General features: G+C 70.9%; 29 protein-coding genes and 1 riboswitch. Of the genes, 4 read left to right on the top strand and 25 right to left on the bottom strand.

What is annotated here, in order from left to right:
- Positions 1 to 49: 49 nt before the first annotated feature.
- The gene (locus ABZ454_RS30005) at positions 50 to 1,153 is read right to left on the bottom strand and encodes a thiamine ABC transporter substrate-binding protein (RefSeq protein ID WP_359542606.1); all 1,104 of its coding nucleotides are present in this window, start codon (positions 1,151 to 1,153) and stop codon (positions 50 to 52) included.
- Positions 1,154 to 1,233: 80 nt separating this feature from the next.
- Positions 1,234 to 1,349, bottom strand: a riboswitch (TPP riboswitch).
- A 41-nt stretch (positions 1,350 to 1,390) separates the two neighbouring features.
- Positions 1,391 to 2,497, bottom strand: a complete 1,107-nt coding sequence (gene rlmN / locus ABZ454_RS30010; RefSeq protein WP_359542608.1) for a 23S rRNA (adenine(2503)-C(2))-methyltransferase RlmN — start codon at positions 2,495 to 2,497, stop codon at positions 1,391 to 1,393.
- A gap of 148 nt (positions 2,498 to 2,645) precedes the next feature.
- Here rlmN and ABZ454_RS30015 point away from each other — a divergent pair, with 148 nt between their 5' ends.
- Entirely contained in the window at positions 2,646 to 3,173 is a 528-nt protein-coding gene (locus ABZ454_RS30015) for a hypothetical protein (RefSeq protein ID WP_356319622.1), read from the top strand.
- Between the two features lie 68 nt (positions 3,174 to 3,241).
- Here the strand turns inward: ABZ454_RS30015 and ABZ454_RS30020 are convergent, their stop codons facing one another.
- The 5 genes from ABZ454_RS30020 to rpsB form a co-directional block, all read right to left on the bottom strand.
- Positions 3,242 to 4,327, bottom strand: a complete 1,086-nt coding sequence (locus ABZ454_RS30020) for a phosphatidate cytidylyltransferase (RefSeq protein WP_359542611.1) — start codon at positions 4,325 to 4,327, stop codon at positions 3,242 to 3,244.
- Positions 4,327 to 4,884, bottom strand: coding sequence for a ribosome recycling factor (gene frr / locus ABZ454_RS30025; RefSeq protein WP_093899080.1), 558 nt, complete (start codon positions 4,882 to 4,884; stop codon positions 4,327 to 4,329). The genes ABZ454_RS30020 and frr overlap by 1 nt, the downstream gene beginning before the upstream one ends.
- 168 nt (positions 4,885 to 5,052) lie before the next feature.
- A complete protein-coding gene (gene pyrH, locus ABZ454_RS30030; protein ID WP_356319624.1) occupies positions 5,053 to 5,829 on the bottom strand; it encodes a UMP kinase in 777 nt (258 codons plus the stop codon).
- A 158-nt stretch (positions 5,830 to 5,987) separates the two neighbouring features.
- On the bottom strand, positions 5,988 to 6,824 hold the full coding sequence (tsf, locus tag ABZ454_RS30035; RefSeq protein ID WP_356319625.1) for a translation elongation factor Ts: 837 nt from the start codon (positions 6,822 to 6,824) through the stop codon (positions 5,988 to 5,990).
- A gap of 96 nt (positions 6,825 to 6,920) precedes the next feature.
- The gene (gene rpsB, locus ABZ454_RS30040) at positions 6,921 to 7,844 is read right to left on the bottom strand and encodes a 30S ribosomal protein S2 (protein WP_356319626.1); all 924 of its coding nucleotides are present in this window, start codon (positions 7,842 to 7,844) and stop codon (positions 6,921 to 6,923) included.
- A 510-nt stretch (positions 7,845 to 8,354) separates the two neighbouring features.
- Here rpsB and ABZ454_RS30045 point away from each other — a divergent pair.
- Entirely contained in the window at positions 8,355 to 9,053 is a 699-nt protein-coding gene (locus ABZ454_RS30045; protein WP_359542615.1) for a M23 family metallopeptidase, read from the top strand.
- 44 nt (positions 9,054 to 9,097) lie between these two features.
- Here ABZ454_RS30045 and ABZ454_RS30050 read toward each other — a convergent pair whose 3' ends face one another.
- The 17 genes from ABZ454_RS30050 to ABZ454_RS30130 form a co-directional block, all read right to left on the bottom strand.
- A complete protein-coding gene (locus ABZ454_RS30050) occupies positions 9,098 to 9,736 on the bottom strand; it encodes a helix-turn-helix domain-containing protein (RefSeq protein ID WP_359542644.1) in 639 nt (212 codons plus the stop codon).
- Positions 9,737 to 9,920: 184 nt separating this feature from the next.
- Positions 9,921 to 10,757 carry an RNA polymerase sigma factor WhiG gene (gene whiG / locus ABZ454_RS30055; protein ID WP_356319628.1) on the bottom strand — a complete coding sequence of 279 codons (837 nt, stop codon included), beginning with the start codon at positions 10,755 to 10,757 and terminating at the stop codon, positions 9,921 to 9,923.
- A gap of 290 nt (positions 10,758 to 11,047) precedes the next feature.
- Positions 11,048 to 12,325: a DNA-processing protein DprA gene (gene dprA, locus ABZ454_RS30060; RefSeq protein WP_359542617.1), complete on the bottom strand. Its 1,278-nt coding sequence runs from the start codon at positions 12,323 to 12,325 to the stop codon at positions 11,048 to 11,050.
- Positions 12,322 to 13,944, bottom strand: a complete 1,623-nt coding sequence (locus ABZ454_RS30065; protein ID WP_359542619.1) for a YifB family Mg chelatase-like AAA ATPase — start codon at positions 13,942 to 13,944, stop codon at positions 12,322 to 12,324. The genes dprA and ABZ454_RS30065 overlap by 4 nt, the downstream gene beginning before the upstream one ends.
- Entirely contained in the window at positions 13,944 to 14,303 is a 360-nt protein-coding gene (locus ABZ454_RS30070; RefSeq protein ID WP_359542622.1) for a YraN family protein, read from the bottom strand. The genes ABZ454_RS30065 and ABZ454_RS30070 overlap by 1 nt, the downstream gene beginning before the upstream one ends.
- 84 nt (positions 14,304 to 14,387) lie before the next feature.
- Positions 14,388 to 14,696 (bottom strand): DUF2469 domain-containing protein, encoded by a 309-nt coding sequence (locus ABZ454_RS30075; protein WP_003965949.1) that lies wholly within the window; start codon positions 14,694 to 14,696, stop codon positions 14,388 to 14,390.
- 64 nt (positions 14,697 to 14,760) lie between these two features.
- Positions 14,761 to 15,249, bottom strand: coding sequence for an NUDIX hydrolase (locus ABZ454_RS30080; RefSeq protein ID WP_356319632.1), 489 nt, complete (start codon positions 15,247 to 15,249; stop codon positions 14,761 to 14,763).
- Positions 15,239 to 15,988, bottom strand: a complete 750-nt coding sequence (gene lepB, locus ABZ454_RS30085) for a signal peptidase I (RefSeq protein WP_356319633.1) — start codon at positions 15,986 to 15,988, stop codon at positions 15,239 to 15,241. Before lepB (ABZ454_RS30085) ends, ABZ454_RS30080 begins: the two co-directional genes overlap by 11 nt.
- Before the next feature lie 49 nt (positions 15,989 to 16,037).
- Positions 16,038 to 16,937 carry a signal peptidase I gene (gene lepB / locus ABZ454_RS30090; protein ID WP_356319650.1) on the bottom strand — a complete coding sequence of 300 codons (900 nt, stop codon included), beginning with the start codon at positions 16,935 to 16,937 and terminating at the stop codon, positions 16,038 to 16,040.
- Positions 16,834 to 17,916 (bottom strand): signal peptidase I, encoded by a 1,083-nt coding sequence (gene lepB / locus ABZ454_RS30095; RefSeq protein WP_359542625.1) that lies wholly within the window; start codon positions 17,914 to 17,916, stop codon positions 16,834 to 16,836. The genes lepB (ABZ454_RS30090) and lepB (ABZ454_RS30095) overlap by 104 nt, the downstream gene beginning before the upstream one ends.
- A complete protein-coding gene (gene lepB, locus ABZ454_RS30100) occupies positions 17,909 to 18,679 on the bottom strand; it encodes a signal peptidase I (protein WP_359542626.1) in 771 nt (256 codons plus the stop codon). The genes lepB (ABZ454_RS30095) and lepB (ABZ454_RS30100) overlap by 8 nt, the downstream gene beginning before the upstream one ends.
- 45 nt (positions 18,680 to 18,724) lie before the next feature.
- Positions 18,725 to 19,075, bottom strand: coding sequence for a 50S ribosomal protein L19 (rplS, locus tag ABZ454_RS30105; RefSeq protein ID WP_136329605.1), 351 nt, complete (start codon positions 19,073 to 19,075; stop codon positions 18,725 to 18,727).
- A gap of 126 nt (positions 19,076 to 19,201) precedes the next feature.
- Positions 19,202 to 20,023 carry a tRNA (guanosine(37)-N1)-methyltransferase TrmD gene (gene trmD, locus ABZ454_RS30110; RefSeq protein WP_356319636.1) on the bottom strand — a complete coding sequence of 274 codons (822 nt, stop codon included), beginning with the start codon at positions 20,021 to 20,023 and terminating at the stop codon, positions 19,202 to 19,204.
- Positions 20,023 to 20,619, bottom strand: a complete 597-nt coding sequence (rimM, locus tag ABZ454_RS30115; RefSeq protein ID WP_356319637.1) for a ribosome maturation factor RimM — start codon at positions 20,617 to 20,619, stop codon at positions 20,023 to 20,025. Before rimM ends, trmD begins: the two co-directional genes overlap by 1 nt.
- A gap of 79 nt (positions 20,620 to 20,698) precedes the next feature.
- On the bottom strand, positions 20,699 to 20,938 hold the full coding sequence (locus tag ABZ454_RS30120) for an RNA-binding protein (RefSeq protein WP_003980229.1): 240 nt from the start codon (positions 20,936 to 20,938) through the stop codon (positions 20,699 to 20,701).
- Positions 20,939 to 20,940: 2 nt separating this feature from the next.
- The gene (gene rpsP, locus ABZ454_RS30125) at positions 20,941 to 21,384 is read right to left on the bottom strand and encodes a 30S ribosomal protein S16 (protein WP_148021156.1); all 444 of its coding nucleotides are present in this window, start codon (positions 21,382 to 21,384) and stop codon (positions 20,941 to 20,943) included.
- Positions 21,385 to 21,541: 157 nt separating this feature from the next.
- Positions 21,542 to 22,135, bottom strand: coding sequence for a hypothetical protein (locus ABZ454_RS30130; RefSeq protein ID WP_148021155.1), 594 nt, complete (start codon positions 22,133 to 22,135; stop codon positions 21,542 to 21,544).
- A 626-nt stretch (positions 22,136 to 22,761) separates the two neighbouring features.
- Between ABZ454_RS30130 and ABZ454_RS30135 the strand changes: the two genes are divergently transcribed.
- The gene (locus tag ABZ454_RS30135; RefSeq protein ID WP_356319638.1) at positions 22,762 to 23,616 is read left to right on the top strand and encodes an SAM-dependent methyltransferase; all 855 of its coding nucleotides are present in this window, start codon (positions 22,762 to 22,764) and stop codon (positions 23,614 to 23,616) included.
- A 175-nt stretch (positions 23,617 to 23,791) separates the two neighbouring features.
- Here the strand turns inward: ABZ454_RS30135 and ftsH are convergent, their stop codons facing one another.
- Positions 23,792 to 25,708 carry an ATP-dependent zinc metalloprotease FtsH gene (gene ftsH / locus ABZ454_RS30140; protein WP_359542629.1) on the bottom strand — a complete coding sequence of 639 codons (1,917 nt, stop codon included), beginning with the start codon at positions 25,706 to 25,708 and terminating at the stop codon, positions 23,792 to 23,794.
- A 124-nt stretch (positions 25,709 to 25,832) separates the two neighbouring features.
- Between ftsH and yhfZ the strand changes: the two genes are divergently transcribed.
- Positions 25,833 to 26,771 (top strand): GntR family transcriptional regulator YhfZ, encoded by a 939-nt coding sequence (yhfZ, locus tag ABZ454_RS30145; RefSeq protein ID WP_359542630.1) that lies wholly within the window; start codon positions 25,833 to 25,835, stop codon positions 26,769 to 26,771.
- Positions 26,772 to 26,828 lie beyond the last annotated feature (57 nt).

Below are 26,828 nucleotides of genomic sequence, written 5' to 3' on the forward strand. Positions count from 1 at the left end.
GCGCGCGATCCCTTCCCGCGCGCGCCCGGTCCGCGTACGGGGGTCTTCGTTACTTCACTACGAGCGAGGACCATGACTGGACCCACTGCTCACGGTTCTTGGCGATCTCGTCCGGGGCGACGGTCGTCGGCTTGTCGACCGTGGCTCCGAACTTCGTGAAGAGGTCCGGCACCTTCGCTCCCTTGGCGACCGGGCTGACGAACATGTTGAGCGGCATGTCCTCCTGGAACTTCTTGCTGATCAGGAAGTCGAGCAGAGCCTTGCCGCCCGCCTCGTTCTTCGCTCCGTCGAGCAGTCCGGCGAACTCGATCTGGCGGAAGCACGTCCCGGTGGCGACGCCGGTCGGGGCGGTCTTCGGCTGCGGGTCCGCGTACAGCACCTCGACGGGCGGGCTGGAGGCGTAACTGACGACGAGCGGCCGGTCGGCCTTGGCCTTCTTGCCGCCCGCGGAGCCGGAGAACTCCTCGTTGTACGCCTGCTCCCAGCCGTCGACGACCTTGACGCCGTTGTCCTTCAGCTTCTTCCAGTAGTCCTGGTAGCCGTCCTGGCCGTAGGTGGCGACGGTACCGAGGAGGAAGCCGAGGCCGGGCGAGGAGGTCGCCGCGTTCTCGGTGACGAGGAGGTTCTTGTACGCGGGCTTCGCGAGGTCCTCGAAGGACCGCGGCGGAGCGAGCTTCTTGTCGGCGAAGTACTTCTTGTCGTAGTTGACGCAGATGTCGCCGGTGTCGATCGGGGTGACCCGGTGCTTGCCGGCGTCCAGCTGGACGTCGGCGGCGACCTGGTCGAGGCCCTTCGCCTCGTACGGCGTGAACAGGCCGTTGTCGAGGGCGCGGGAGAGCAGGGTGTTGTCGACGCCGAAGAACACGTCGCCGCGGGGCGAGCCCTTGGTCAGGATCTCCTGGTTGAGCGCGGCGCCCGCGTCCCCGCTCTTCAGCACCTTGACGGTGTAGCCGGTCTCCCGGGTGAACTCCTTCAGTACGTCCTTGGACGCGTTGAAGGAGTCGTGGCTGACGAGGGTGACGGTCTTGGAACCGGTGCCCGAGGCGTCACCGCTGCCGGCAGCCGAGTCGTCGGAACTCCCGCAGCCGGCCAGCGCGGTCGCGCCGAGTGCGGCGGCGACGGCCGTCACCGCGAGCTTCTTGGTGGTGCTCATGTGATTCCTCCTGGGGGGACCAGGAAGAGACGCGGCCCTGCCCGCACCGGTGGAAACCGGAAGCGGGCAGGGCGCAACAGCTTGAGTATGGTCCGAACTTCCTACCCGGAATGACCCGGGCGAGGTTCAGAGGGTCTGCGGCCAGCCGGTACCGGTGCCGCACTCTCAGCGCTGTGGCGCTCCCCTGTCGGAATATGAAGTTGCTTTCGGGCCCAGGCTACACGGCCGGTTCCGGCCTCAGCGCTCGGATGCCGCCAGCTGCCCGCAGGCCCCGTCGATCTCCTGGCCACGGGTGTCCCGGACGGTCACCGGCACTCCGTGGGCGGCGATCGCCTCGACGAACGCCTTCTCGTCCTCGGGCCGCGAGGCGGTCCACTTGGAGCCGGGCGTCGGGTTCAGCGGGATCAGGTTGACGTGCACCCGCTTGCCCTTGAGCAGCCGGCCGAGCCGGTCGCCCCGCCACGCCTGGTCGTTGATGTCGCGGATCAGCGCGTACTCGATGGAGATGCGGCGGCCGGACTTCTCCGCGTACTCCCACGCGGCGTCCAGCACCTCGCGCACCTTCCACCGGGTGTTCACCGGCACGAGCGTGTCACGCAGTTCGTCGTCCGGGGCGTGCAGGGAGACGGCGAGACGGCACTTGAAGCCCTCGTCGGCGAAGCGGAGCATCGCGGGGACGAGGCCGACGGTGGAGACGGTGATCCCGCGCTGCGAGAGTCCGAGGCCGTCCGGCTCGGGGTCGGTCAGCCGGCGGATCGCGCCGACCACGCGGTTGTAGTTGGCGAGCGGCTCCCCCATGCCCATGAAGACGATGTTGGACAGCCGCGCCGGACCGCCCGGGACCTCGCCGTCGCGCAGCGCCCGCATGCCGTCGACGATCTGGTGGACGATCTCGGCGGTGGACAGGTTGCGGTCGAGACCGGCCTGGCCGGTGGCGCAGAACGGGCAGTTCATGCCGCAGCCCGCCTGTGACGAGATGCACATCGTGACGCGCTCGGGGTAGCGCATCAGGACGGACTCGACCAGCGTCCCGTCGTGCAGTTTCCACAGCGTCTTGCGGGTGGTGTCGTCGTCGCAGCTGATGTGCCGGACCACGGACATCAGGTCGGGGAACATCGCCTCGGCGAGCTTGTCCCGCGATCCGGCCGGGATGTTGGTCCACTCCGCCGGGTCGTGCGCGTACCGCGCGAAGTAGTGCTGCGAAAGCTGCTGGGCGCGGAACGGCTTCTCGCCGATCGCGGCGACGGCTTCCTTGCGCTCGGCGGGCGTGAGGTCGGCGAGGTGCCGCGGCGGCTTCTTGGCTCCGCGGGGCGCGACGAAAGTGAGTTCTCCGGGCTTAGGCATGGTTCTTCCAGTGTCGCAGACGTGCGGCGGTACCCGTTTCGTCGCCCGGCAGGCGCCTGGCGGGCAGGCGGGGCCCGGTGAACCGGGCCGAACGGGGTATCCGGGACATGACAGGAATACCCCGCCGCCGTCGCAGGAGGTAGGTGCCATGCACACCGTCAAGCACTGGTTCAGTGACAGCCTGATCGCACAGGGACTGGTGGTCCTGGTGCTGGGCGTGGGCCTCAGTGCCCTGTTGCGCCGGGACGAGCATCCGGGCTTATGGGTGATCCACGGCCTCTTCTACACCGTCGTGGTCATCGGGGCCCTGGCTTACCAGCGGCACAGGACCAGCCGCGCGACCGGCGCCGGTCCCCGCGCGATCGCCGGCCTCAACCGCCGGATCCGTCACCGTGAGGTGCCGCGGGATCCCGAGGAGCGGGCCGTGATGCGCCGGCTGGTGGACGAACAGCTGGGGAAGATGGAACGCGGAGGCCGGTGGCTGCCGTACTGGCTGGGCTTCATGGGGCTGCTCGCGGTCGGCCTGCTCGTCCTCGGGGCCACCCATGGCTCGGTGGTCTTCCCGCTGGTCTTCGCGGTCGGTGTGGTCGCGTTCTGCTTCTGGATCCTGTGGATGCGCCGCCGGGCGCTGGAGCTCCACCACCACATGCGTGCGGCATTGCGGGACGGTGCCTGACGTCACATGGTTGAGGGCCCACCGACCGCGGTCGGTGGGCCCTCAACCATGTGACGTGTGCGCGGCGCTCAGCCGGAGCCGACGAAGATCACCATCAGCAGCCAGACCACCGGCGCGGTCGGCAGCAGCGAGTCCAGCCGGTCCATGATCCCGCCGTGTCCGGGGAGGAGCGTGCCCATGTCCTTGATCCCGAGATCGCGCTTGATCATGGACTCGCCCAGGTCGCCGAGGGTGGCGCTGGCGGCGACCGCGAGGCCGAGCAGCAGTCCCTGCCACCACGAGCCGCCGTCGATCAGGAACTGCATGCACAGCGCGCCGCCCACCATCGCGAAGGCCACGGCTCCGAACAGCCCCTCGCGGGTCTTGCCGGGGCTGATGCGCGGTGCGAGCTTGTGCTTGCCGAACCGCCAGCCGACGGCGTACGCGCCCGTGTCGCTGACCACGGTCAGCAACAGGAAGGTCAGGACCCGCTGCGGCCCGTCGTCGGCGGTCAGCAGCATGGCGACGAACGTCGCCAGGAACGGCACGTAGAACGCGGCGAAGACTCCGGCCGTGACGTCCTTGAGATACCCCTCCGGCGGCTCGGTCATCCGCCAGACGAGCACCGCCAGGGCGGTCAGCGCCATGGCGATCCACGCGCCCTCGGCGCCCCGCGCGTACCCGGCCACGACCATGGCCGCGCCGCCGATCGCGAGCGGCACGAGGGGCGCCCTGATGCCCTTGCGCTCCTCCAGCCGCGAGGTGAGCTCCCACAGGCCCACGACGACGGCGACCACGATCACGCCGACGAAGACGGCCTTGACGACGAAGAGCGAGGCGACGACGACGGCACCGAGCCCGACGCCGACCCCTATGGCGGATCCCAGATCACGGCCCGCACGCTTCTTCTGCGGGGGTGGCGGCGCGGTGGACATGGGCTCCTGCGGCTTCTCGTCGCGGAACAGGGGGCCGCCGCTCAGGCGCCCGGCCCCCTGGTCCCGGTCATCACGGTCGTCAGCGTCTCTACCTGCGTCGGGAACGTCCGGCACGATGGGCATGGGCCGAGTCTGCTGGGCGTCATGCACATCGTAGGCCGGACCCGCCGTAGCGGCCCGCATCTCGGGCGCAGCCCGGTGGCCTGCGCCCTGCGGGGCGCCCCAGGAAGAGTCGTTCATCAGACTTCGAGCAGCTCGGCTTCCTTGTGCTTCAGCAGCTCGTCCACCTGCGCGACGTACTTCGCGGTGGTGTCGTCGAGCTCCTTCTCGGCGCGGCGCACCTCGTCCTCGCCGGACTCCTTGTCCTTGACCAGCTTGTCGAGCGTCTCCTTGGCCTTGCGGCGGACGGCCCGGATCGAGATCTTGGAGTCCTCGGCCTTGGTCTTCGCGACCTTGATGTAGTCGCGACGGCGCTCTTCGGTGAGGTCCGGGAAGGTCACCCGGATGATATTGCCGTCGTTGCTCGGGTTGACGCCGAGGTCCGAGTCGCGGATGGCCTGCTCGATGTTGCGCAGCGCGCTCTTGTCGAACGGCGTCACGACGGCCATGCGGGGCTCGGGCACCGAGAACGAGGCCAGCTGGTTGATCGGGGTCAGTGCGCCGTAGTAGTCGGCGACGATCTTGTTGAACATCGCCGGGTGCGCACGGCCGGTCCGGATCGCGGCGAAGTCCTCTTTCGCGACGACGACGGCCTTCTCCATCTTCTCCTCGGCCTCGAGGAGGGTTTCTTCGATCACCACGTGCTCCTGCGTGTCTTGAGTGGGCCCGGCGTGCTCGGGCCCGGCGGGTCCTGCGTCGCGTCCTCACCTGCACGGTGTCCGACCGGCAGGCCGTTGTCCATCTTTCGGGGCCGTCCTGTGGGACCCCGGGAGTTCACCGGTCCTCCGGCGAAGGCTCCCCGGTCGTCAGGCCCGGGTGCTCCGGTCACTCACGAGCGTGCCGATCTTCTCACTCTTGACGGCGCGGGCGATATTGCCCGCGGTGGTCAGCTCGAAGACGAGGATCGGCAGCTGGTTGTCACGGCAGAGCGTGATGGCGGTGGCGTCGGCGACCTTGAGATCGCGGGCGAGCACCTCGCTGTACTCCAGCGCGTCGAACTTCACCGCGCCGGGGTTGGTCCTCGGGTCGGAGTCGTAGACCCCGTCCACGCCGTTCTTCCCCATCAGCAGCGCCTCGGCGTCGATCTCCAGGGCGCGCTGTGCCGCGGTGGTGTCGGTGGAGAAGTACGGCATGCCCATGCCGGCGCCGAAGATGACGACGCGCCCCTTCTCCAGGTGCCGTACGGCGCGCAGCGGAATGTACGGCTCCGCGACCTGGCCCATGGTGATGGCCGTCTGGACCCGGGAGTCGATGCCCTCCTTCTCCAGGAAGTCCTGGAGCGCGAGGCAGTTCATGACGGTGCCGAGCATGCCCATGTAGTCGGACCGGGCCCGGTCCATGCCGCGCTGCTGGAGCTCGGCACCGCGGAAGAAGTTGCCGCCGCCGATGACGATCGCGATCTCCGCGCCGTCGCGGACGACTGCCGCGATCTCGCGGGCGATGGCGTGCACGACGTCGGGGTCGACACCGAGACCCCCGCCGCCGGCGAACGCCTCGCCGGACAGCTTCAGCATGAAGCGTCCGCGCACCTTGCCGTCGTCGCGCTTGTGGTCACCTGTTGCGGCGTCCGCGCCCTTGTTCATGGAGATTCTCCTCGTGCACATACGAAGAAGGCCATTGCCGGTGGGTCTGATGTCCCTCAGCGGCAATGGCCTCCTCGTCAGATCTGCGGTCGTACGGCGGTGTGCGGCCGTCGACTGCACCAGACCCTATCGGGGTCCACCGTTTTTCGCGGACGGACTCAGATGCCGACCTTGATGCGCGTGAAGCGCTTCAGGGTGACACCGGCCTCGTCCAGGACCTTCTGGACGGACTTCTTGTTGTCCAGCGCGTACGGCTGGCCGAGGAGGGTGGCCTCCTTGAAGAAGCCGTTGACGCGTCCCTCGACGATCTTCGGGAGCGCGGCCTCGGGCTTGCCCTCGGCGCGCGTGGTCTCCTCGGCGACGCGGCGCTCGGCCTCGACGACCTCGGCCGGGACGTCCTCGCGGGACAGGTACTTCGGCGCGAAGGCGGCGATGTGCTGGGCGATGCCCTTCGCCAGGTCGGCGTCGGCCTTGTCCAGCTCGACCATGACACCGATCTGCGGCGGCAGGTCGGGCATGGTGCGGTGCATGTACACGGAGACGTAGGCGCCGTCGAACTGCGCGAAGCGGTCCAGGACGATCTTCTCGCCGAGGTTGGCGTTGGCCTCGTCCACGTACGCCTGGACGGTCTTGCCGGGCTCGATCTCGGACGCGAGAAGCGCCTCGATGTCGGCCGGGGAGGTCGCGGCGACGTGAGCGGCGAGCGTGTTGGCGACGGCCTGGAACTTGTCACCCTTGGCGACGAAGTCGGTCTCGCACTTCAGCTCGAGCAGGACGCCGGAGGTCTTGTCCTCGGAGACGACGGAGACGACCGCGCCGTTCTCGGCAGAACGGCCCTCGCGCTTGGCGACGCCCTTCTGGCCCTTGATGCGGAGCGCCTCGACGGCTCCGTCGACGTTGCCGTCGGCCTCGTCGAGCGCCTTCTTGCAGTCCATCATGCCGGCGCCGGTGAGCTCACGGAGCTTCTTGACGTCAGCGGCGGTGTAGTTCGCCATGAGTCTGTTCTCTCTCGAAGTCTGAAAGATCTACGGGTGGACGGCGGGGGCGGTGCCTGTGGCACCGGCCCCCGCCGTCTTCAGCCGTGACGGGTGTCAGGCCTGCTCGGCGTCCGCGGCCGGAGCCTCGGCAGCGGGGGCCTCGGCGGCGGGAGCCTCGGCAGCGGCGGGGGCCTCGGCAGCCTCGGCGTCCGCGACCTTCTCGGTCTCGGCGGAGGTCTGGACCTCGGCGTCGGCCTTCTTGTCGCCCTCGAGCAGGTCGCGCTCCCACTCGGCGAGGGGCTCGCCGGCGGCCTTCTCGCCCGGCTTCGAGTCACCGGTCGCGGCACCGGAGCGGGCGATGAGGCCCTCGGCGACGGCGTCGGCGATCACGCGGGTGAGCAGGGTGACGGAGCGGATCGCGTCGTCGTTGCCCGGAATCTTGTAGTCGACCTCGTCGGGGTCGCAGTTGGTGTCCAGGATCGCGACGACCGGGATGTGGAGCTTGCGCGCCTCACCGACGGCGATGTGCTCCTTCTTGGTGTCGACGATCCAGACGGCGCTCGGCACCTTCTGCATCTCGCGGATACCACCGAGGGTCTTCTCCAGCTTGGCCTTCTCGCGGGAGAGGACCAGGAGCTCCTTCTTGGTGAGGCCGGAGGCGGCCACGTCCTCGAAGTCGATGAGCTCGAGCTCCTTCAGACGCTGAAGGCGCTTGTAGACGGTGGAGAAGTTGGTGAGCATGCCACCGAGCCAACGCTGGTTGACGTACGGCATGCCGACGCGCGTCGCCTGCTCGGCGATGGCCTCCTGGGCCTGCTTCTTCGTACCCACGAACATGATGGAGCCGCCGTGGGCGACGGTCTCCTTGACGAACTCGTAGGCGCGGTCGATGTACGACAGCGACTGGAGCAGGTCGATGATGTAGATGCCGTTGCGCTCCGTGAAGATGAAGCGCTTCATCTTCGGGTTCCAACGACGGGTCTGGTGACCGAAGTGGACGCCGCTTTCCAGCAGCTCCCGCATCGTGACGACGGCCATGGCCGTACTCCTTGAGGTGCTCGGTTATCGCGACCGCAGGTTTGCTGTCGCGCCTGACGCCCCGACGCGCCGTGCCACGAAGGACCGAGGAGCGCGGCCACCTCCGGAGAGAGGGAGATGGCGGGGCGTGCGAAGTCGACCCGGTGACCCGGATCGCCAGAAGAAGTGTACGGGACCAGGCGGGTGCCGGGTGACGGCGCTGTCCACAACCGGCCGGTAGTCCACAGATCCGGTCCATAATCCCCGCGGATCCGCGGGGCGGGGGACGGTGGCGGCATGCGAATCACATCTGGACGGAGCTGTTCCCGCACCCGGCCCGGCTGCCCCGCCGCGCGCCGCAGGACACCGGCCGGCGGGACCGGACGACGGGCCGCCGGCCGGGCGGTGGCGCCCGCGTCGGGGCCGGTGCCCGAAGTGCCTGCGCCCGGGAGGCCGACGGCGCGGAGGCGGGGGCTCGGAGGGCTGGTGCTCGGGAGGCCGACGGCGCGGAGGCGCGGGCTCGGAGTGCTGGTGCTCGGAAGGCTGGCGGTCGGGAGACGGGCGCTCGGGAGACGCGGGCTCGGAGCGCTGGTGCTCGGAGCGCTGCTCGCGATGGGGGGCGGCGGGCTGTACGCCCTGGCGGCGGCGGTACGGCCGCCGCCGAGCGTGACGGGTGTGGGAGAGGCGGGGGCCGGGGGCAGGACAGGAGCCGCGGTCGTCGCGTTGCCCGGGGCCGTGAAGGGCCGTGCGGCCGTCCCCGCGGATCCGGCCGGTGGACGGGTCTGGCCGCTGGAGGGGCGGCCTCCGGTCCTGCGGGGGTGGAAGCCGCCCGCCGGCCCGTACGGGCCGGGGCACCGCGGGGTGGACCTGGGCGCCGGACCGGGCACGCCGGTGCGCGCGGCCGCCCCGGGCCGGGTCTCCTTCGCCGGCGGCGTGGCGGGGCACGGAGTGGTCGTGATCGAGCTGGCGGGCACGGGCGATCCGCCGCTGCGCACCACCTACGAGCCGGTGCGCCCGCTGGTCGCGAAGGGTGATGAGGTCACGGCGGGCCAGGTGGTGGCGGTCCTGGCGGCCGGGCCCTTCCACTGCGCGTCCGGCTGCCTGCACTGGGGGCTGCGGCGCGCGGAGGCGTACGTGGACCCGCTGTCGCTGCTGCCGCCGTCACTGCTGCGGCGTGGCCCGTCCCGTCTGCTGCCCGTGTCGGGTGTGCCCCTGCCCGGTCCCTCGTAGGGCCTCGGCGGTGAGCGCCGGGGCCCGTCCGCGTAACGAGGGCGTCAGCCCTGGACGTCCAGATCGTCCGGATCTCCCGGAACGCCCTGCACGCCCTGCACGCCCTGCACGCCCTGCACGCCCTGCACGCCCTGCACGCCGTTCAGGATCATGGCGACGGCGGTGTCCGCGATCACTCCGGGCTCCTCCGCCACGCTCAGCTCGATGCGCCGGACCGCCGCGTCCACGGAGCCCTGGAGCAGCATGGCCGCCAGCCGGGGCTGATCGTGCCCGAGGTCGCCGAGCGCCTCCACGATCATCGCGATCAGTCCGCCGTGCGCCGCCCGGATCTTCTCGCGCGCGCCCGCGTCCAGCTCACTCGCCGAGATCGCGACGACGGCACGGTGACGGCGGTCCCCCACGAGATCGAGCTGCCGCCGGACGTACGCCTCGATCTTCTCCTCGGGCGTCGCGGCCCGCTCCATCGCGTTCTCCACCTCGGCCGCCCACACGGGGAAGTCGACGGCGCACAGCTCTTCGACGACGGCGGCGCGGGACCGGAAGTACTCGTAGACGGAGGACCGTGCGAGGCCCGTGCGTTCGGCGAGGGCGGGGAAGGTCAACGCCTCCGTGCCGCCCTCGGACAGCAGGGAGCGCGCTGCGTCCAGGAGGGCGCCGCGCTGCATGGTCCGGTGCTCGGCCACGGAGGCCGCTCGAATCCTGGGCACCCGACCACTCTACGGCGGCCGGTGTCCGCGACGGGGGCGGGCGGCCCGGATGATTGGCCGAAGCGCCTCTGGCGGGGCGCCCTGGGCCCGCACGCCTCCCGTCCGTTGCCTGCCCGCGCCCGTGCCGGCAGGGCGCATACGCAAGCCCCGGCCGGCTGTTTCACCGTCCGGCGTCGGCCAGCTTCGCTCGCAGTTGCAGCACCGACTTGGTGTGGATCTGGCTGACCCGGCTCTCGGTGACCCCGAGGACGTTGCCGATCTCGGCGAGGGTGAGGCCCTCGTAGTAGTAGAGCGTGACGACCGTCTTCTCACGGTCCGGAAGGGTGTTGATCGCGCGGGCGAGAAGCCTTCTGAGCTCGCGGTCCTCGGCCACTTCCACCGGGTTGTCGGCGGCGGTGTCCTCCAGGGTGTCCATCAGGCTCAGCCGGTCGCCGCCCTCACCGCCCACATGGAGCAGTTCCTCCAGCGCGACGACGTTGGCCAGCGACAACTGGCTGAAAACCGCGTGCAGTTCCTCCAGCGCGATGCCCATCTCGGCCGCGACCTCCGACTCCGAGGGGGTGCGCCGCAGTTTCGCCTCCAGGGTGGCGTAGGCGCGCTCCACCGCCCGTGCCTTCTGGCGCACGGAGCGCGGGATCCAGTCCAGCGCCCGCAGTTCGTCGATCATCGCGCCCCGGATGCGGGTGATCGCGTACGTCTCGAACTTGATCGCGCGCTCGATGTCGAACTTCTCGATCGCGTCGATCAGCCCGAAGACCCCCGAGGAGACGAAGTCCGCCTGCTCGACGTTGGACGGCAGGCCCACGCTCACCCGGCCGGCGACGTACTTCACCAGGGGCGAGTAGTGCAGGATCAGCTGTTCCCGCAGCCGCCCGTCGCCCGTCGTCTTGTACGAACGCCACAACTCGTCGAGCGAGGAGGGGGCGGGCGGGCGCACAGTGCCACGCGCAGCCGGTGGTACTGCCGCGCGGTCAGACCCGGAGGTGTGCTGGGGCATGTGGTGCCTTGAGCCGTTCTGCCGTGGCGTGCTGGGGGACTTGTGTCTGGGCCGGAATCCTTGTGAGCGTAGCGTGACTGAAGTGTCGCGGTCCGCGCAGGATAAGGGATCGGTGGTGTGCGCTTCCCGGCGAACGGCCATGGGGCGGAACACGGCCGCGGACACGACCGCGCACCTGGGCGAGGACATGACGGGTGTCCGGGGCCGTCGCCTCATGGGCCGGCCCCGGAGGTGTCGCCGAAGGATCCGCCGAGGTCATCGGCATCACCTTTTCACCCGAATGCCCCAGGTCAAGAACCGCCTCGCCGCGCGTCGCCCTGACAAGTCGGCCGCTTCGTCAACCTCCATCCATCGCCTTCGCGTTCGACGAACCCCAGTGAGTGCAGTTCGTACAGCTTGCCGAGCGCCTCATCCGCACTCGTGGCCGCTGCACGCGCCACCTCCCGTCCGTTGACGAGACCGTTGGCCGGCAGCGCGTCGAGCACCCTGCCGCAGACGGGATCCAGGTGGTCGCGGGGCAGCATCGGCCCACGTTTCGGAGGGGCCAGATCCCCGATGTCTCCCACCATTTCGGCGATTTCGGCAGCGTCCGTCACGAGCACGCCCTCGCCCCGCAGGAGCTCGTGGACGCCTGCCGACAGACCGCTGGTGGCGGGACCCGGTACGCCCATGGTGTGGCGGCCGAGACGTTGCGCGCAGCGGGCCGTGACCAGTGACCCACTGCGGTACTCGGCCTCGACGACGACGGTTCCCCGCGTCAACGCGGCGATCACTCTGTTCCGGAGGATGAATCTGCTGCGGGTGGGGTGATCGGCCGGTGGCAGCTCACCGAGGACGAGCCCTTGCTCGACGATGCGTCCGATCAGTTCGGCGTGGCCGCGGGGGTAGGCGACGTCCACCCCGCAGGCCAGTACGGCCACCGTCGCGCCCCCCGCGGCCAGGGCGCCCCGGTGGGCCGCCCCGTCGACACCGAAGGCGGCCCCCGAGACGATCACCCACCCCCGCTCCGCGAGGCCGGCGCCGAGCGTCGTCGCCATGTGGGCCCCGTACGGTGTGCACGCCCGCGCCCCGACCACGGCGACCGAGCGCAGTGCCCAGAGCCGCAGGTCGGGCCTCCCCCGCACCCAGAGCCCCGTCGGCCGGGCGTCGCCCAGGTCGTCGAGCTGGCTCGGCCACTCCCGGTCCCCGGGGCAGACGAAGCGCCCGCCGACCGAGGCCACCGCCGCCAGATCCCGCTCGGGCTCGACGGTCCGGGCCCGCAACCGGTAGCCGGCCAGCCGGCTCGCGGTCATCCCGCCCAGTCGCTCGGCGGAGCCGTCCGGCGTGGTGATCCGCCGCATCAGCTCCGCCCCACCGCACTCCCGCAGCCAGCGCCCGCCGCGCACGTCACCCGGCTCCAGGACGCGGGTCAGCGCCGCCCGTGCCAGCCGCTCCCGGTCGCTCACCCCGCCACCGGCGCCCGCTCCGCCGGGTGGACACCGGTCACCGGCCGCCTGCCCGTGCGGCGCGCCCGTCCGGCCTGGTCCCGCGGCGACGTCCGCCCGGCCCTCGCCCCCTTGCCACGTCATGACGCCCCCGCACCCATCGGGGCTCCGCGCGGAATCCCGGTGCGCAGCTCCAGGGCAGCCCCGATGTCCGAGGCGTCCGGCCGGTCGGCGCCGCGCAGATCCGCGACGGTCCACGCCACCCGCAGCACCCGGTCCAGGCCGCGCGCGGTGAGCAGGCCCCGCTCCATGTCCCGTTCCGCCGCCATCAGCGCACCCGGGGCCGCGACCAGCCGCGTCCGCAGCGCATGCCCCGGCACCTCGCTGTTCGTGGTCCACGGGGTCCCCGCCAGCCGCTCCGCGGCCCTCGCCCGGGCCCGGAGCACCCGGGCGGCCACCGTCTCGGTCGACTCGCCCCGCCCGCCCCGGCCCATCAGGTCCTCGCGCCTGACGGGGTCGACGGTCACCCGCAGGTCCACCCGGTCGAGCAGCGGCCCGGAGAGCCGCGCCTGGTACCGCCGGACCGCCGAGGGCGGGCATTCGCACCCGGCCCCGCTCAGGGTGTGCCGTCCGCACGGGCAGGGGTTGGCGGCGAGCACCATCAGGAACCGGGCCGGGAGCCGCACCACGCCGGCGCTGCGTGCCACCACCACATGCCCCGACTCCAGCGGCTGGCGCAGCGCGTCCAGCGCCCGTACCGAGAATTCCGGCGCTTCGTCGAGGAAGAGGATCCCCCGGTGCGCCAGCGAGACCGCGCCCGGCCGCGGCAGCCCGTTGCCCCCGCCGACCAGCGACTGCATGGTCGCGGAGTGGTGCGGTGCGCAGTAAGGCGGGCGGGCGACCAGCGGCTCGCCCGGCGGCAGGATGCCCGCCACCGAGTGCACCGCGGTCACTTCCAGGGATTCCTGCCGGGTCAGCGGCGGCAGGATGGCGGGCAGCCGTTCGGCCAGCATGGTCTTGCCGGCGCCCGGAGGTCCTGACAGCAGGAGGTGGTGGCCGCCCGCCGCGGCGACCTCCAGGGCCTTGCGCGGCCGCTCCTGGCCCGCGACGTCCGCCAGATCCGGGCGGTTGCCGTCGCCCTGCGATCCCCTGGCGATCCCGGTGCCCATGCCGGCTCCGGGCATCATCAGCCCGGCCAGCATGGTGTCGGGGCGTCCCTGGTCGTGGGCCTGTGCCTCATCGGGAACCGGCTCGTCGCAGAGCACGGCGATCAGCTGCCGCAGGCTCCGGACCCCGAGCACGGAGATCCCGGGCACCAGAGCGGCCTCACCCGCGGTCTGTTCGGGGACGACCACCTGCCGGTATCCGGCCTCCGCCGCGGCGAGGACGGCGGGCAGTACCCCGCGCACCGGCCGCACCCTGCCGTCCAGCCCCAGCTCGCCGATCATCACCACGTCGGCGATCGAGGCGGGGTCGATCCGTTCCGCGGCGCCGAGCACGGCGCAGGCGACGGCCAGATCGAAACCGGAACCGCCCTTGGGGACCGAGGCCGGTGACAGCCCCACCGTGAGCTTCTTCTGTGGCCACTCCGCCCCGGAATTGACCACGGCGGCCCTGACCCGGTCCCGGCTCTCCACCAGGCTCTTGTCGGGAAGACCCACCAGGGTGAACGCCGCGACCCCGGCCTCCAGATCCGCCTGGACCTCCACCACCACGCCCTCGACACCGACCAGTGCCACCGAGCAGGCACGCGCGAACGCCATCAGGCCACCCCCCGCGCATGCTCCGCCGTGGGCGCGCCGCGGTGGGGCAGCACCACCCCGACGAGGTCGATCCGTACCCCACCGGGCGGCGGGCCGCCGTGGCCGGCCAGCCAGAGTTCGGCCAGTCGCCGCAGGCGGTCCGCCTTGGCCGGTGTGACCGCCGCCATCGGGTGCTCGAACGCCCCCGCCCTGCGGGTCTTGACCTCGCAGATGACGAGCGCGTCACCGTCCTTCGCGACGATGTCGATCTCGCCGGCGCGACAGCGCCAGTTCCGTTCCAGTACGGACATGCCGGCGTCGGTCAGCAGCCGCGCCGCCAGATCCTCGCCGTACCGCCCGAGTGCCCCCCGTGCGTTCATATCGGCACCACCTCCGGCACCGACTGTGACGCTTCCGCTCCCACCTAGTGGATCTCGGTGGACAACTCCGCCGTTGTGGACAACTCAGCCACCCGGAAGTTCGAGATCGCTCTTGTTGAGCTCCTCGATGTTGACGTCCTTGAACGTCAGGACCCGCACCTGCTTGACGAACCGTGCAGGCCGGTACATGTCCCAGACCCAGGCGTCCGCCATGGACACCTCGAAAAACACCTCGCCCTGGACCGAGTGCACCTGCATCTCGTAGTCGTTGGTGAGGTAGAAGCGCCGTTCGGTCTCGATCACGTATTTGAACAGACCGACGACATCGCGGTACTCCCGGTAGAGCTTCAGCTCCATCTCGGTCTCGTACTTCTCGAGGTCCTCGGCGCTCATTGGCATGTTCCCCTTCAGCCGTGCGTTCCCCCATTGTGCGCCAGCGTCCCTGATCCCCGGTCGCTCAGGCGATTTCGGGGGCCAGAACCAGTGGCGTACGCGGAGGACCCTCGTCGAGCAGCGTGCGCAGCAGCTCGGCGAGTCTGGTCGGGTACACCGTCTCACGCGCCGCCGACAGTTCGGCGGAGGTCCACCACCTCAGACCCGCGACACTGCGGCGTTCCAGCCCGGTCTGCCCGCTGGTGTCCGTCGCGGTCTGGGTGGTGCGGGCCAGGAAGTACCACTCGTCCTGGTCCCAGCGCCGCCCGTCGAACGGGAAGGAGCACATCCGCTGCCAGAGCAGCGGGCCCAGCTCGACGTCCGTGATCCCGGTTTCCTCGGCCAGCTCGCGCAGGGCGGCCTGCTCGCGGGTCTCGTCGCCCTCGAGGCCGCCGCCGGGGGTGAACCACCAGGTGCTCGCCGGGTCCTCCGGTTCGAACCCGTGCATCAGCAGCACCCGGTCCTGCGGATCGAGGAGCACCAGGCGGGCGACCTTGCGCGTCTCAGCGGGCACCGGCGGTCGCCTTCCCCTGCTTGTTCCGCTTGGACCGGGCGGAGCGCGCCGCGACGGGTCCGTACACGGCGCCCCCCAGGATGAGCACCACGCCCACTGCCACGGCCCCGAGCTGAAGCTTCAAAGGCCCCGGGGACGACACCCCGCCGGGCAGGGCGGCAAAGGCCTCCGGCCGGTCGATCATGCCGCCGAGCGGCCAGGCGACCGCGTCCACCCGGGCCTGCACGGCGCTGCGCGGCACCGCGCCCTGCCCGGCGTCCTCCAGGTGGACCCGGGAGTCCAGCGAGGACCTGCGGTCGTCACCGAGGAGGAAGAGCTTGCCCTGCGGCACCTCGGCCGTGAAGTCGTTCGCCGAGGCGGGTTCGCCGGCCTGAAGATACGGTTCCTCAAGGGGTATGCCGTTGACCGTGAGGCGGCCGCCCTTGCCGCAGCAGGCGATCTTGTCGCCGCCGGTCCCGACGACCCGCTTCACCATCGGCATGTCACCCCACGCGGGGTCGGTGAACACCACGACATCGCCCCGGCGCACCTCGCCGCCGTCCACCCGCTGGGCGAGTACCCGGTCGCCGGCGTTCACCGTGGGGGTCATCGACTCGGTCGGCACCGTGTACGGCCGGTACACCACGGCTGCCCAGGCGAAGCCGCCGAGGAAGAGCACACAGCCGACGGCCACGGCCAGCCCCGACAGCTTGCTGCCGAGCCGGCCGTGGCCGTCACCCGTACGTCCTGTTCCACTCATCGCAGCGTCCCCCATCGGAGATCGACAATCGCTGATCCGAGTCGGCACCCTACCCGGCGGTACGCCCGCTGGTCAGCCTCCGCCGTCGCCAGAACACGAGGGGCAGCGCCCCGGCTACACCGAGTGCTCCCGGCGCCAGCCCCATCGCGGCGTTCAGCCCCGGCTGGTCGAAGGTCTTCGGGACGGGCAGGGTCGCCCAGCGGTTCACGGGCCACGCGATGACCACGGCCCGGCCGACCACCTCGTCGGTCGAGACGGTGCCGCCGCCCGGCAGCTCCTGGTGGTAGCGCGAGTCGAGGGAGTTCTGACGGTGGTCGCCCATCACCCAGATCCGGCCCTTGGGCACCTTGATCGGGCCGAACGGCTCGTCGTTGCAGGGAGTGTTGCCCTCGAAGATGAACGACTTGTCGTCCAGCGCCTTGCCGTTGACCGTGACCGGTCCGTTCTTCTTGCACTCCACCGTGTCACCGCCGACCGCGATGACGCGCTTGATCAGGTCCTTCTCCTCGGCCGACGGCATCAGGCCGATGAAGCTCAGGAACTTCTGCACCACGTTCGGGTCAGGGGCGGCGGTGTCCTCCAGCCAGCCGCCCGGGTCGTGGAACACGACCACTTCGCCCCGCTCGGGCTCCGAGCCGAACCACGGTGTCAGCTTGTCGACCAGCACCCGGTCGCCCCGCTGGAGCGTGTTCTGCATCGAGTCCGAGGGGATCGAGAACGCCTGCACCAGGAAGGTCTTGATCAGCAGCGCGAGGATGAGCGCGATGCCGATGAGGAGAGGCAGTTCCTTCCAGAAGGAGCGGGGCTTCTTCTGCGCCGTGCTGCCACTGTCCGGGGACTCGCTGTCACTCTCCGTCGGGCCCGCCGTGGCCCCGGCGGCCTCGCCATTCCCCGGAATGTCCGGCCGGTCCTCGGGTTCGTCGTGTCCGGATCGTGCGCCGACCGCCAAATCCCCCACATCCACTCCTTATTCCGTGCCACCGCCTGCGCCCTAGCCGGTGCAGGCCCGCCACTCCCATAACGAGCGGGAGTTCCGCAGGGGTCGGGAGCCGGATCATTCCGTTGGGATCCTGGGACACACTATTCGACGGTGCGGGGGCAGCCGCCGTCCCGGCGCGCGCGTCCGGCACCGAGGAGAAGGCCGAGCGTTCCTCCAGTTCCCGCCAGTGCCCGAAGGGCCAGGCGATCACCACGGCCCGTCCCACTACCGCGTCCTCGGAAACCGTGCCGTTACCCGTCTTGTCCAGATGGAAGCGCGAATCGGCCGAATTGGAGCGATGGTCCCCCATCACGAAGATTCTTCCGGCTGGAACCTTTACCTCGAATTTGATCGTGGAGGGCGAATCGCCGGGAAAAACGTACGGCTCGTCGACCGCCACCCCGTTCACGATGAGCCGGCCGTCCTTCTCGCAGCACCTCACCGTGTCGCCGCCGACGGCGACCACCCGCTTGATCAGATCCTGCTCGTCGTCGGAGGGCAGCAGTCCGATGAAGGTCAGCGCCTCCTTCACCTGCTTGATGACGACGGGCGAGTCCTCACCGCCGGCCGACACCGGGTTCGGCGGCGGCCAGTCGGAGGGGTTCTTGAACACGACGACGTCGCCGCGCTCCGGCTCGGAGCCGAACCACGGCGTCAGCTTGTCCACGAGCACCCGGTCACCGATCCGGATGGTCTGCTCCATCGACCCCGACGGGATCACGAAGGCCTGTACCAGGAAGGTCTTGAGGACCAGAGCGATCAGCAGCGCCACGGTGATGAGAAGGGGGATCTCCTTCACCGCGGACCTGCGCCGCTTCCGCTTCACCCGGCGGGCCAGCTTGCGCCGTTCCGCACGGGTGGGCAGGGACCGCGCGGCCGTCGGCCGGGTGCCGGTGGGCAGCGGAGTCTCCGGGTCCGCGGCGGCGGGCCGCCGCCCGCGGTTACCCATGGGCCGAGCCGGGCGCCGGTACGCCGTCGAAGGCCCCGGTCTCCGGCACGGAGCCCAGTCGGCGAAGCGGCCAGCCCAGCCAGTCCGCCCGGCCGATCACCTTGTCGACGGGCACCATGCCGCCGCCCGGCTCGCCGAGGTGGTCCCGGGAGTCCCGGGAATTGCCGCGGTGGTCGCCCATCATCCACAGCGTGCCGTCGGGCACGACGATGTCGAAGGGCGCGCGGGACGGCGCGTCCCCCGCGAACAGGTAGTCCTCGTTCACGGGCCGGCCGTTCACCTCGACCCTCCCGCGCTTGTCGCAGCAGACCACCCGGTCGCCCCCCACGCCCACCACCCGCTTCACGAAGTCGGTCTCGGCGGGCTCCGCGAGCCCGAGGGAAGCCGCCGCCCCGTGCAGCAGCCCGGTCACGGGGTTCTCCGACGGCGCCTCCTGGACGAAGGAGCCGGTGCCGTCGAAGACCACCACGTCGCCGCGCCGGGGCACGGAGCCGAAACGGTACGCCAGTTTGTTGACGAGCACCCGGTCCCCGACCTGCAGGGTGGACTCCATCGAGCCGCTCGGGATCAGGAACGGCTGCACCACGAACGTGCTGAAGAGCAGCACGCCGACCGCGCAGACGACGCCGAGGGCAAGGGTGCGCCGCCACGATGTCGAGACGGCGAAACGGCTCGTGGTACGCGAAGAGCGCGACCCCTCCTCCGGTCCCGTAGCGGGTGCGGAGGAGCGGTCGCGCTCCAGGTGCTCTGCTTCCGTGTCCATCGGGGCCAGAGCTTATCCGGCCGTCCTGTGGACCAGGGAATCAGCTCAGCGGTCGCGCTTCTCCTTGATCTTCGCGGCCTTGCCGCGCAGCTCACGGAGGAAGTACAGCTTGGCGCGGCGCACGTCACCGCGGGTGATGAGCTCGATCTTCTCGAAGATCGGGCTGTGCACCGGGAAGGTGCGCTCGACGCCGACCTGGAAGGAGACCTTGCGGACCGTGAAGGTCTCGCTGATGCCCGCGCCCTGGCGGCGGATGACAATGCCCTTGAACTGCTGGATACGGGAGCGGTTGCCCTCGATCACGCGGACGTGGACGTTGACGGTGTCGCCAGGGCGGAAGGCGGGGACGTCGGTGCGCAGCGAAGCGGCGTTGACGTCGTCGAGCAGGGAAGCCATGGTGTCTGCTTTCTTCGCCGATGCCACAGGTCATCGACGGGAGAGTGATGAGTTCGGGGTGCTGATCGCGTCGGACGGGCGTCGTTCCCCCTGTGGCAGGGGCGCACGCGGACGTACAGCAGCGGCCTATTCTTCCACGGCCTGGGGCCTGCGCCAAAATCGGCCGCCGGGCTCCGGCGACCAGCCGAGGATGGAGAGCATCTCGCGGTCCTTCTTGTCGAAGGCGCTCGCCTCGCAACGCTCGATCAGATCGGGCCGGTTGAGTGCGGTACGGCGGAAGGCCTCGTCCCGGCGCCAGCGCGCGATGCGCCCGTGGTGGCCGCTGAGCAGCACGTCCGGAATCCCCCGGCCGCGCCACTCGGGCGGCTTGGTGTAGACGGGGCCCTCCAGCAGGTTGGCCATCGGGCCCGGGGCGAAGGAGTCGTCCCGGTGCGACTCGGCGTTGCCGAGCACGCCGGGCAGCAGCCGGGCCACCGCCTCCGTGATCACCAGCACCGCGGCCTCGCCGCCGGCCAGCACGTAGTCGCCGATGGACACCTCGACGACCGGCATCCGGGTGGCGTACTCCTCCGTGACCCGCCGGTCGATGCCCTCGTAACGGGCGGGGGTGAAGATCAGCCAGGGCCGCTCGGACAGCTCGACGGCGAGTTCCTGGGTGAACGGCCGGCCGCTCGGCGTGGGGACCACGAGGACCGGGGAGTGCGCCCCGGACTCGTACCCGTCCGCCAGGGCCTCGTCCAGCGCGTCGCCCCACGGCTCGGTCTTCATGACCATGCCGGGGCCGCCGCCGTAAGGGGTGTCGTCGACCGTGTTGTGGCGGTCGTACGTCCACTCCCGCAGGTCGTGCACCCGCACGTCGAGGCGGCCGCGGGCGCGGGCCTTGCCGACGAGCGAGACGTTCAGCGGTTCCAGGTACTCGGGGAAGATCGTGACGACGTCGAGGCGCATCAGACGTCTTTCCCGGGTGCGGCCGAATCCTCTTCGGGGGTTTCGGCGGCGGCCTCCTCGTCGCGCGCGGACACCACGATCGCCTGGCTCTCGTCGATCAGACCGGGCGGCGGCGTGATCACGGCGCGCTGCTCCTCCAGGTCGATCTCGGTGACGATCTCCTCGACGAACGGGATCATGACCTCACTGCCGTCGGGCCGCTCCACGATGAAGAGGTCCTGGGACGGCAGGTGCGTGATCTCGGTGATCCGGCCGATCTCGGTGCCGTCGGCGAGGACCACGTCGAGGTCCATCAGCTGATGGTCGTAGAACTCCTCGGGATCCTCCGGGAGTTCAGCCGGGTCGACTTCGGCGATCAGCAGGGTGTTGCGCAGCGCCTCGGCGCCCGTACGGTCCCGTACGCCCTCGAAGCGCAGCAGCAGCCTGCCGCTGTGCACCCGGCCGGTCTCGATCGTCAAGGGCCCCGTGGAGGCCGGCTCGGTGGCCAGTACGGCGCCGGGTCCGAGCCGGAGCTCCGGCTCGTCCGTGCGCACCTCGACGGTGACCTCGCCCTTGATGCCGTGGGCGCGACCGATCCGCGCGACTACCAACTGCACCTTGTGTCTCTCCTGTCGTACGACGACGGGCCGGGGTGGGCGCATGGCCCTCCCCGGCCCGTGCCGGTGTTCAACTCTTTCAGCGGACCTGGTCCACATCGACGAGGTCGACGCGGATACCACGGCCGCCGATGGCGCCCACGACGGTACGCAGCGCGCGTGCGGTGCGACCGTTGCGGCCGATCACCTTTCCGAGGTCATCGGGATGGACCCGAACCTCGAGCACACGTCCACGACGCAGGGTGCGCGAGGCGACCTGCACGTCGTCGGGGTTGTCGACGATGCCTTTCACGAGGTGCTCGAGAGCCTCCTCGAGCATGCTCAGGCCTCGGTCGACTCGGCGGGCGCGGCGGCGTCAGCAGCCTCGTCCGCCTTCTTGTCGGCCTTCTTCGCCTTCTGCGTGATGGCCTCGCCCTTGGACTCCTCGCCGGCGTCCTTGGTGAGGGCCTCGAACAGGGCACGCTTGTCAGCCTTGGGCTCCGGCTGCAGCAGCGGCGCGGGGGCCGGAAGGCCCTTGTGCGCCTGCCAGTCACCGGTGAGCTTCAGGATGGCGAGAACCGGCTCGGTCGGCTGGGCGCCGACAGACAGCCAGTACTGCGCGCGCTCTGCGTTGACCTCGATGCGCGAGGGGTTCTGTACCGGGTGGTACAGGCCGATCTCCTCGATGGCCCGGCCGTCACGGCGGGTACGGGAGTCGGCGACGACGATGCGGTAGTGAGGCGAACGGATCTTGCCCAGACGCTTCAGCTTGATCTTGACTGCCACGGAAGTGGTGTCTCCTGGTCTATGACGTGGTTGGGCACAACGAAGATGCCACGTGGGGTTGCGGTACTCGGGTGCCCGATGGACGCGTCAGCCGGAGGAGAGAGGGGTCCTGTGCGACTGTCGAGTACAGCTAGCCATTGTGCCACACCCCACCGCCTCACCCCACCGCGACCACTGCTTCAGGGATACGGAACGGCTTTCCGCAGCCGCCGCAGACGATCGGGGCCTGGGCGAGGACCGACGGGACCACGCGCACGTTGCGTCCGCAGTCGCAGACGGCCTTGACCCGCACGCCGCCTCCGGAGGAGCCGTGCCGGGCCGCGGGTCCGCGGAAGGAGCGCTTGGTGTCGGCGGCGGTGGCGACGGTGTGCGCCTTGAGGGCGCGCTGCAGCCGTTCCGTCGTCGGCCGGTACCGGCGCTTGGCCTCCGGGTTGAGCGTGACCAGCGAGAAGCCACTGCTGGGGTGGGGTTCCTCGGCGTGATCGAGGCCCAGCTCCTCGGCGATCGCGAGGAACCGACGGTTGTGATATCGGCCGGCGCGCGAGGTGTCGCGGACACCTCTGGCGGCGGCAATGCCGTGGACTGCCTCATGGAGCAGCCGTTCGAAGGAGAGCTCGGCGCCGCAAGCGGACGAGGACTCTCCGATCAGGGACTCGGGCGCGGCAAGATCGGGCAGCTCGGGGTGGTACCGCTGAATGTCGGCCCACGCCTGTGCCAGCTCTGCGGCAAGTACAGGTGGTGTCGTGCTCACGTCGTGACAACGAGCGCGAGTGCCCCGGTGTTCCGATTCCGGGCCATCCCAAATATTTTGCACGTACCAGTCAGTTGCCGTTCATGCGTCCTGACGAGGGCGGGTGCGCTGATCTGCGGAGAAGCCGCACAGCTCGCACCAAGGTGGTACGTAGCGCCGTGTACGCCCCGGCGCGTAGACGGCGCGTACGCCCGCTCCGGCCGCGCGGACCGGGCGCGCCCACCACGGGCGGACGCCGGTCGCGGACACCGACACTACCCGGCCCGCCGGCCGCCCCCGCGACCTCCTCCCCGAACAGCGCGGCGAGGCCCCCGGGGGGACCGCAGGCCCCGCGGGGACCGGGCACGGAGCGCTCGACGTGCCCACCCCGGCGCGCCGGGTGAAACTGGTACCGCGGCGCGGGAGGACGGAACCTCCGGGCACCGCTGCCCTACGGGTGCTCCGGGCCCCGGCGCATCGCCGGCCGCCGCCGCGGGCAACCATTGCGCGTAGACCCCTGGACGCGGCGGCGGATGCGCAGTTCTCTGGCATACGGGGGAAGCGCGGACGTACGGCCACGGGGAAACCGTCCATTCAGGCACGAACGATCGGTATCACCGGCATCTCGGCGGATTGGGGCGCATTCCATGACACCTACGCTCGTCCGGCACCACACGCAGGCGGAGCCGTCCGCGTCCGTGGACACCGGGTCCCGTGCCCGTGACTGGGCCGAGATCCAGGAGCGGATGCTCGCACCGCTGTACGAGGCGGTCTACACGCGGCTCGAAGTCGGCCCGGCCACGCGGATGCTCGCGCTCGGTTGCGGCTCCGGCCTCGCGCTGCTGATCGCGGCCGCCCGCGGGGCCCACGTCACCGGCGTCGACACCGACCTCGAACGCCTCGCACTCGCGCGGATCCGGCTGCTGCCCGGCCCGGAGGACGAGGCCGGCCCCGGCCCCTTCGAGGCGCGGCTGCTTCAGTCCCCTCCGGACGCGGCGGCCGGCCACGAGCCGTACAACCTGATCACCGCGTTCACCCCCATCGGCTGCTCCCCCGACGACGCGGAGGAACTGGTGAGGACGCTCGGTGCCGCGGTGCCCTCGGCGGGCCGGCGCAGCACGGTCGTCCTGACCGGCTGGGGGCCGCCCGAGCGGTGCGCCACCGATGCCGTGCTGCAGGTGGCGACCCGGCTGGCGGAGGGCTCCGGCGCACCGCGGGCCACGAACGGGCTCGGGGCGCGGCGGGACGACCTGGAGAACGTGGCGTCCCGGGCCGGGCTGAACCCGGACGGCTCGGGGCGGGTGGCGTGCCCGTTCGGCTACGCGGACGTGGACAGCGCGGTACGCGGCCTGCTGTCGACGCGGCTCTTCGACGCCGCGGTACGGGCGACGGACCGGTCCCAGGTGGAGAAGGAGGTCGCGGAGGCTCTGCATCCGCATCTGCGCCGGGACGGCACGGTCTGGATGCCCAACGTGTTCCGCTACCTCGTCTGCACGACGTAGGAATCGCGGGGGCCGGTCCGAGCCACGGCACCCCGTCGCGGGGGCCGGTCCGAGCGCCGGCACCCCGTCGCGTCGCGGGGCCGGTCCGAGCGCCGGCACCCCGTCGCGGGGCCGGTCCGAGCCACGGCACCCCGTCGCGGGGGCCGGTCCGGGCGGCCGGCCCCACGATCCGGCGCTACTTCGCGGGCCGGGTGATCCCGGCCGCCCGGTAGGCGTCCGCCTCGTCCAGCGTCTCGTTCGCCAGCAGCGCCGCGGCCAGGGCGTCCAGCCGGTCCCGGTTCTCGCGCAGCATCCGGCAGGCCGCCTCGTAGCACTCGTCGACGATGCGGCGCATCTCGCCGTCCACCGCGTCCAGCGTCGCGGGCGCCGCCGACAGGCCGTACGCCTGCTGGGCATCGCCCGGGACCGCCGTCAGCCGGCCCACCTTGTGGCTCATGCCCCAGCGGCCCACCATGCCCCGGGCCAGGTGGGTGACCTGTTCCAGATCGCTCTCCGCGCCGGTGGTGACGACGCCGAACACCACCTGCTCGGCCGCCATGCCGCCGAGAGCGCCGATGATCCGGCCGCGCAGGTACTCCTCCGTGTACGCGTACTTGTCGGCGTCGGGCGTCGAGAGCGTGACGCCCAGGGCCCGGCCGCGCGGCACGATGGTGACCTTGCGAACCGGGTCCGAGCCCGGCTGGAGCATCCCCAGCAGCGCGTGCCCGCTCTCGTGGTACGCGGTCCTGCGGCGCTCCTCGTCCGACATGACGAGCGAGCGCTCGGCCCCGAGCTGGACCTTCTCCAGAGCGTCCGAGAAGTCCGCGCCGTTCACCTCCGACTGCCCCCGCTTCACGGCGAGGAGCGCGGCCTCGTTGGCGAGGTTGGCGAGATCGGCGCCGGTCATGCCCGGAGTCGAACGGGCCACCTGGGTCAGTTCCACGTCCTCGGCCATCGGGATCTGCCGGGTGTGGATCTCCAGGATCGCCTCCCGGCCGTTCCTGTCCGGCGGGCTGACCTGGACGATCCGGTCGAAGCGGCCGGGCCGGGTGAGCGCCGGGTCGAGGACGTCCGCCCGGTTGGTCGCCGCGAGCACCACCACGCCCTCCGAGCCGGAGAAACCGTCCATCTCGGTGAGGATCTGGTTGAGCGTCTGCTCCCGCTCGTCGTGGCCGCCCATGCCCGAACCGCCGCCGCGGGCCCGGCCGATGGTGTCGATCTCGTCGATGAACACGATGGCGGGGGCGACCTTGCGCGCCTCGGCGAACAGCTCCCGGACCCGTCCGGCGCCGACCCCGACGATCATCTCGATGAACTCGGAGGCCGAGGCGGAGAAGAACGGCACCCCCGCCTCCCCCGCGACCGCCCTCGCCAGCAGCGTCTTGCCGGTGCCGGGAGGGCCCGCCAGCAGTACTCCCCCGGGCATCCGGGCCCCCATCTTCCGGTAGGCGCCGGGGTTCTTCAGGAAGTCGACGACATCGTTGAGCTCGCCCTCGACCTCGTCGATGCCCGCCACGTCCTTGAACGTCGTGCGCCGGCTCCCCTCCAGCTCGACCGGCTTGGGCGGGGGCTTGCGGCCGAAGCCGCCCATCCCGCCGCCCATCCCACCGCGCGCCATCCGCCGGGCGATGAACACCCACAGCAGGACGAGCAGCAGCATCGGCGCCAGCGAGATGAGCAGGTTGGAGAGGAAGCTGCGTTCCTTGACGACCGGTTCGGCGGTGACCGTCACATCGTCCTTGACCAGCTCGCCCCAGAGGTTGTCGTCGGCGAACGCGGGCCTCTGCGTGACGAACTTCGTGTACGTGTCGTCGCTGCCCGGGACCTTCGCCTTCTTCTTCAGCTGCCCCTGGATGGCATCGCCCTTGGAGTAGATCTTGGAGACGTTGCCCGAGGTGACCTGCTTGCTGAACTCCGTGTACGCGATCGTCGGCCCGTCCTTGCCGTTGAAGAACGACAGCACCAGATTGGCGATCAGATAGACGGCCAGCGCGGTCAGCAGGAGCCCGCCCCAGCCCCCTGGCATCTTCCGGCCGGGCGGCGGGGGCTTCGGTGCGCCTTCGGAGCGCCAGGGCTGGTCGGGGCGGTCGCGGGGAGGTACGGGGTTGGTCACGCGTGCTCCTCTGCCGACGGCCACTTCTGGTGACATTAAGGGAGAAATCCCGCATAAGCCCCCGGAGCTTCCGGTATCCGCGAGGATCCCGTCACTATCCAGAATCCTGTTTACTGTTTCGTTCGTGAACGCCTTCGATGACCGCCTCCTCACACGCAACGGGCTGGCGGCCCGTCAGCTCGCGGTCCTGCTGCTCGACCACGAGCCGGACACGCGGCTGCCCCGCGTGCGGGACTACGCGCAGGAGCTGGGCTGCGGGAACGGTACGGTCCAGGCGGCCCTGCGACTCCTGGAGGAGGCCGGCGCCATCGGGACGACCGCCCGAGGACACCTCGGGACCTTCCTCGTCCATTCGGACCGCTCCGTACTCTGGCGGCCCTCCGGGCTCGGGACACTGCTGGCCGCGATGCCCCTGCCGTACTCCCGCCGGTACGAGGGCCTGGCGACCGGGCTGCGCGGCGCCTTCGAGGAGGCCGGCACCCCCTTCGCGATCACGTTCATGCGCGGCGCCGGCGCCCGGACCGCGGCACTGCTGGAAGGCAAGGTCGACCTCGTCGTCCTCTCCCGCTTCGCCGCCGACGAGCTGATCGCCGAACATCCGGTGGAGCTGGTGGCCGACCTGGGACCGGCCACCTACGTCGGCGCGCACGGCATGCTGCTGCGCCACGGCGTGGACGTGAACACGCAGGGCCTGCGGGTCGCGGTCGACCACGCCTCGGAGGACCTGCGGATGCTCGTCGAGCGGGTCTTCGCCGGGCGGGACGACATCCAGTGGCTGGAAGCCTCGTACATGCAGCTGCGCGACCTCTTCGCCCGCGCCGAGGTCGACGCCGCCGTCTGGAACCTCGACGAGGTGCAGGACCGCCTCGGACTCGGCGTCGACGTGCTCCCGCTGGGGGACGAGGTCACCCGCGAGCTGGCGCTGCGCAACTCCAGCGCGGCCGTCATCGGCCGGACCGACGGGACCAAGGCCCTGGCCGCCGTCCGGGACTCGCTGGACCTCTCGCTGATCACTTCGCTCCAGGGCGAGGTCCTCAAGGGCACGCGCGTGCCCTCGTACTGACCCGGGCGAACGGGAGAGGGCGAAGGTCCCGCACGAACGGGACCTCGCCCTCATCAA

It is taken from the genome of Streptomyces sp. NPDC005803 (assembly GCF_040630435.1).
GTDB lineage: Bacteria > Actinomycetota > Actinomycetes > Streptomycetales > Streptomycetaceae > Streptomyces.

Coding starts and splice junctions, on each gene's coding strand:
- ABZ454_RS30005 (WP_359542606.1), bottom strand. CDS start 1,153: ATGAGCACCACCAAGAAGCTCGCGGTGACGGCCGTCGCCGCCGCACTC.
- rlmN (WP_359542608.1), bottom strand. CDS start 2,497: ATGCCTAAGCCCGGAGAACTCACTTTCGTCGCGCCCCGCGGAGCCAAG.
- ABZ454_RS30015 (WP_356319622.1), top strand. CDS start 2,646: ATGCACACCGTCAAGCACTGGTTCAGTGACAGCCTGATCGCACAGGGA.
- ABZ454_RS30020 (WP_359542611.1), bottom strand. CDS start 4,327: ATGAACGACTCTTCCTGGGGCGCCCCGCAGGGCGCAGGCCACCGGGCT.
- pyrH (WP_356319624.1), bottom strand. CDS start 5,829: ATGAACAAGGGCGCGGACGCCGCAACAGGTGACCACAAGCGCGACGAC.
- tsf (WP_356319625.1), bottom strand. CDS start 6,824: ATGGCGAACTACACCGCCGCTGACGTCAAGAAGCTCCGTGAGCTCACC.
- rpsB (WP_356319626.1), bottom strand. CDS start 7,844: ATGGCCGTCGTCACGATGCGGGAGCTGCTGGAAAGCGGCGTCCACTTC.
- whiG (WP_356319628.1), bottom strand. CDS start 10,757: ATGCCCCAGCACACCTCCGGGTCTGACCGCGCGGCAGTACCACCGGCT.
- dprA (WP_359542617.1), bottom strand. CDS start 12,325: ATGACGTGGCAAGGGGGCGAGGGCCGGGCGGACGTCGCCGCGGGACCA.
- ABZ454_RS30065 (WP_359542619.1), bottom strand. CDS start 13,944: ATGGCGTTCGCGCGTGCCTGCTCGGTGGCACTGGTCGGTGTCGAGGGC.
- ABZ454_RS30070 (WP_359542622.1), bottom strand. CDS start 14,303: ATGAACGCACGGGGGGCACTCGGGCGGTACGGCGAGGATCTGGCGGCG.
- ABZ454_RS30075 (WP_003965949.1), bottom strand. CDS start 14,696: ATGAGCGCCGAGGACCTCGAGAAGTACGAGACCGAGATGGAGCTGAAG.
- lepB (WP_356319633.1), bottom strand. CDS start 15,988: ATGAGTGGAACAGGACGTACGGGTGACGGCCACGGCCGGCTCGGCAGC.
- lepB (WP_359542625.1), bottom strand. CDS start 17,916: ATGGGTAACCGCGGGCGGCGGCCCGCCGCCGCGGACCCGGAGACTCCG.
- lepB (WP_359542626.1), bottom strand. CDS start 18,679: ATGGACACGGAAGCAGAGCACCTGGAGCGCGACCGCTCCTCCGCACCC.
- rplS (WP_136329605.1), bottom strand. CDS start 19,075: ATGGCTTCCCTGCTCGACGACGTCAACGCCGCTTCGCTGCGCACCGAC.
- trmD (WP_356319636.1), bottom strand. CDS start 20,023: ATGCGCCTCGACGTCGTCACGATCTTCCCCGAGTACCTGGAACCGCTG.
- ABZ454_RS30120 (WP_003980229.1), bottom strand. CDS start 20,938: ATGCTCGAGGAGGCTCTCGAGCACCTCGTGAAAGGCATCGTCGACAAC.
- ABZ454_RS30135 (WP_356319638.1), top strand. CDS start 22,762: ATGACACCTACGCTCGTCCGGCACCACACGCAGGCGGAGCCGTCCGCG.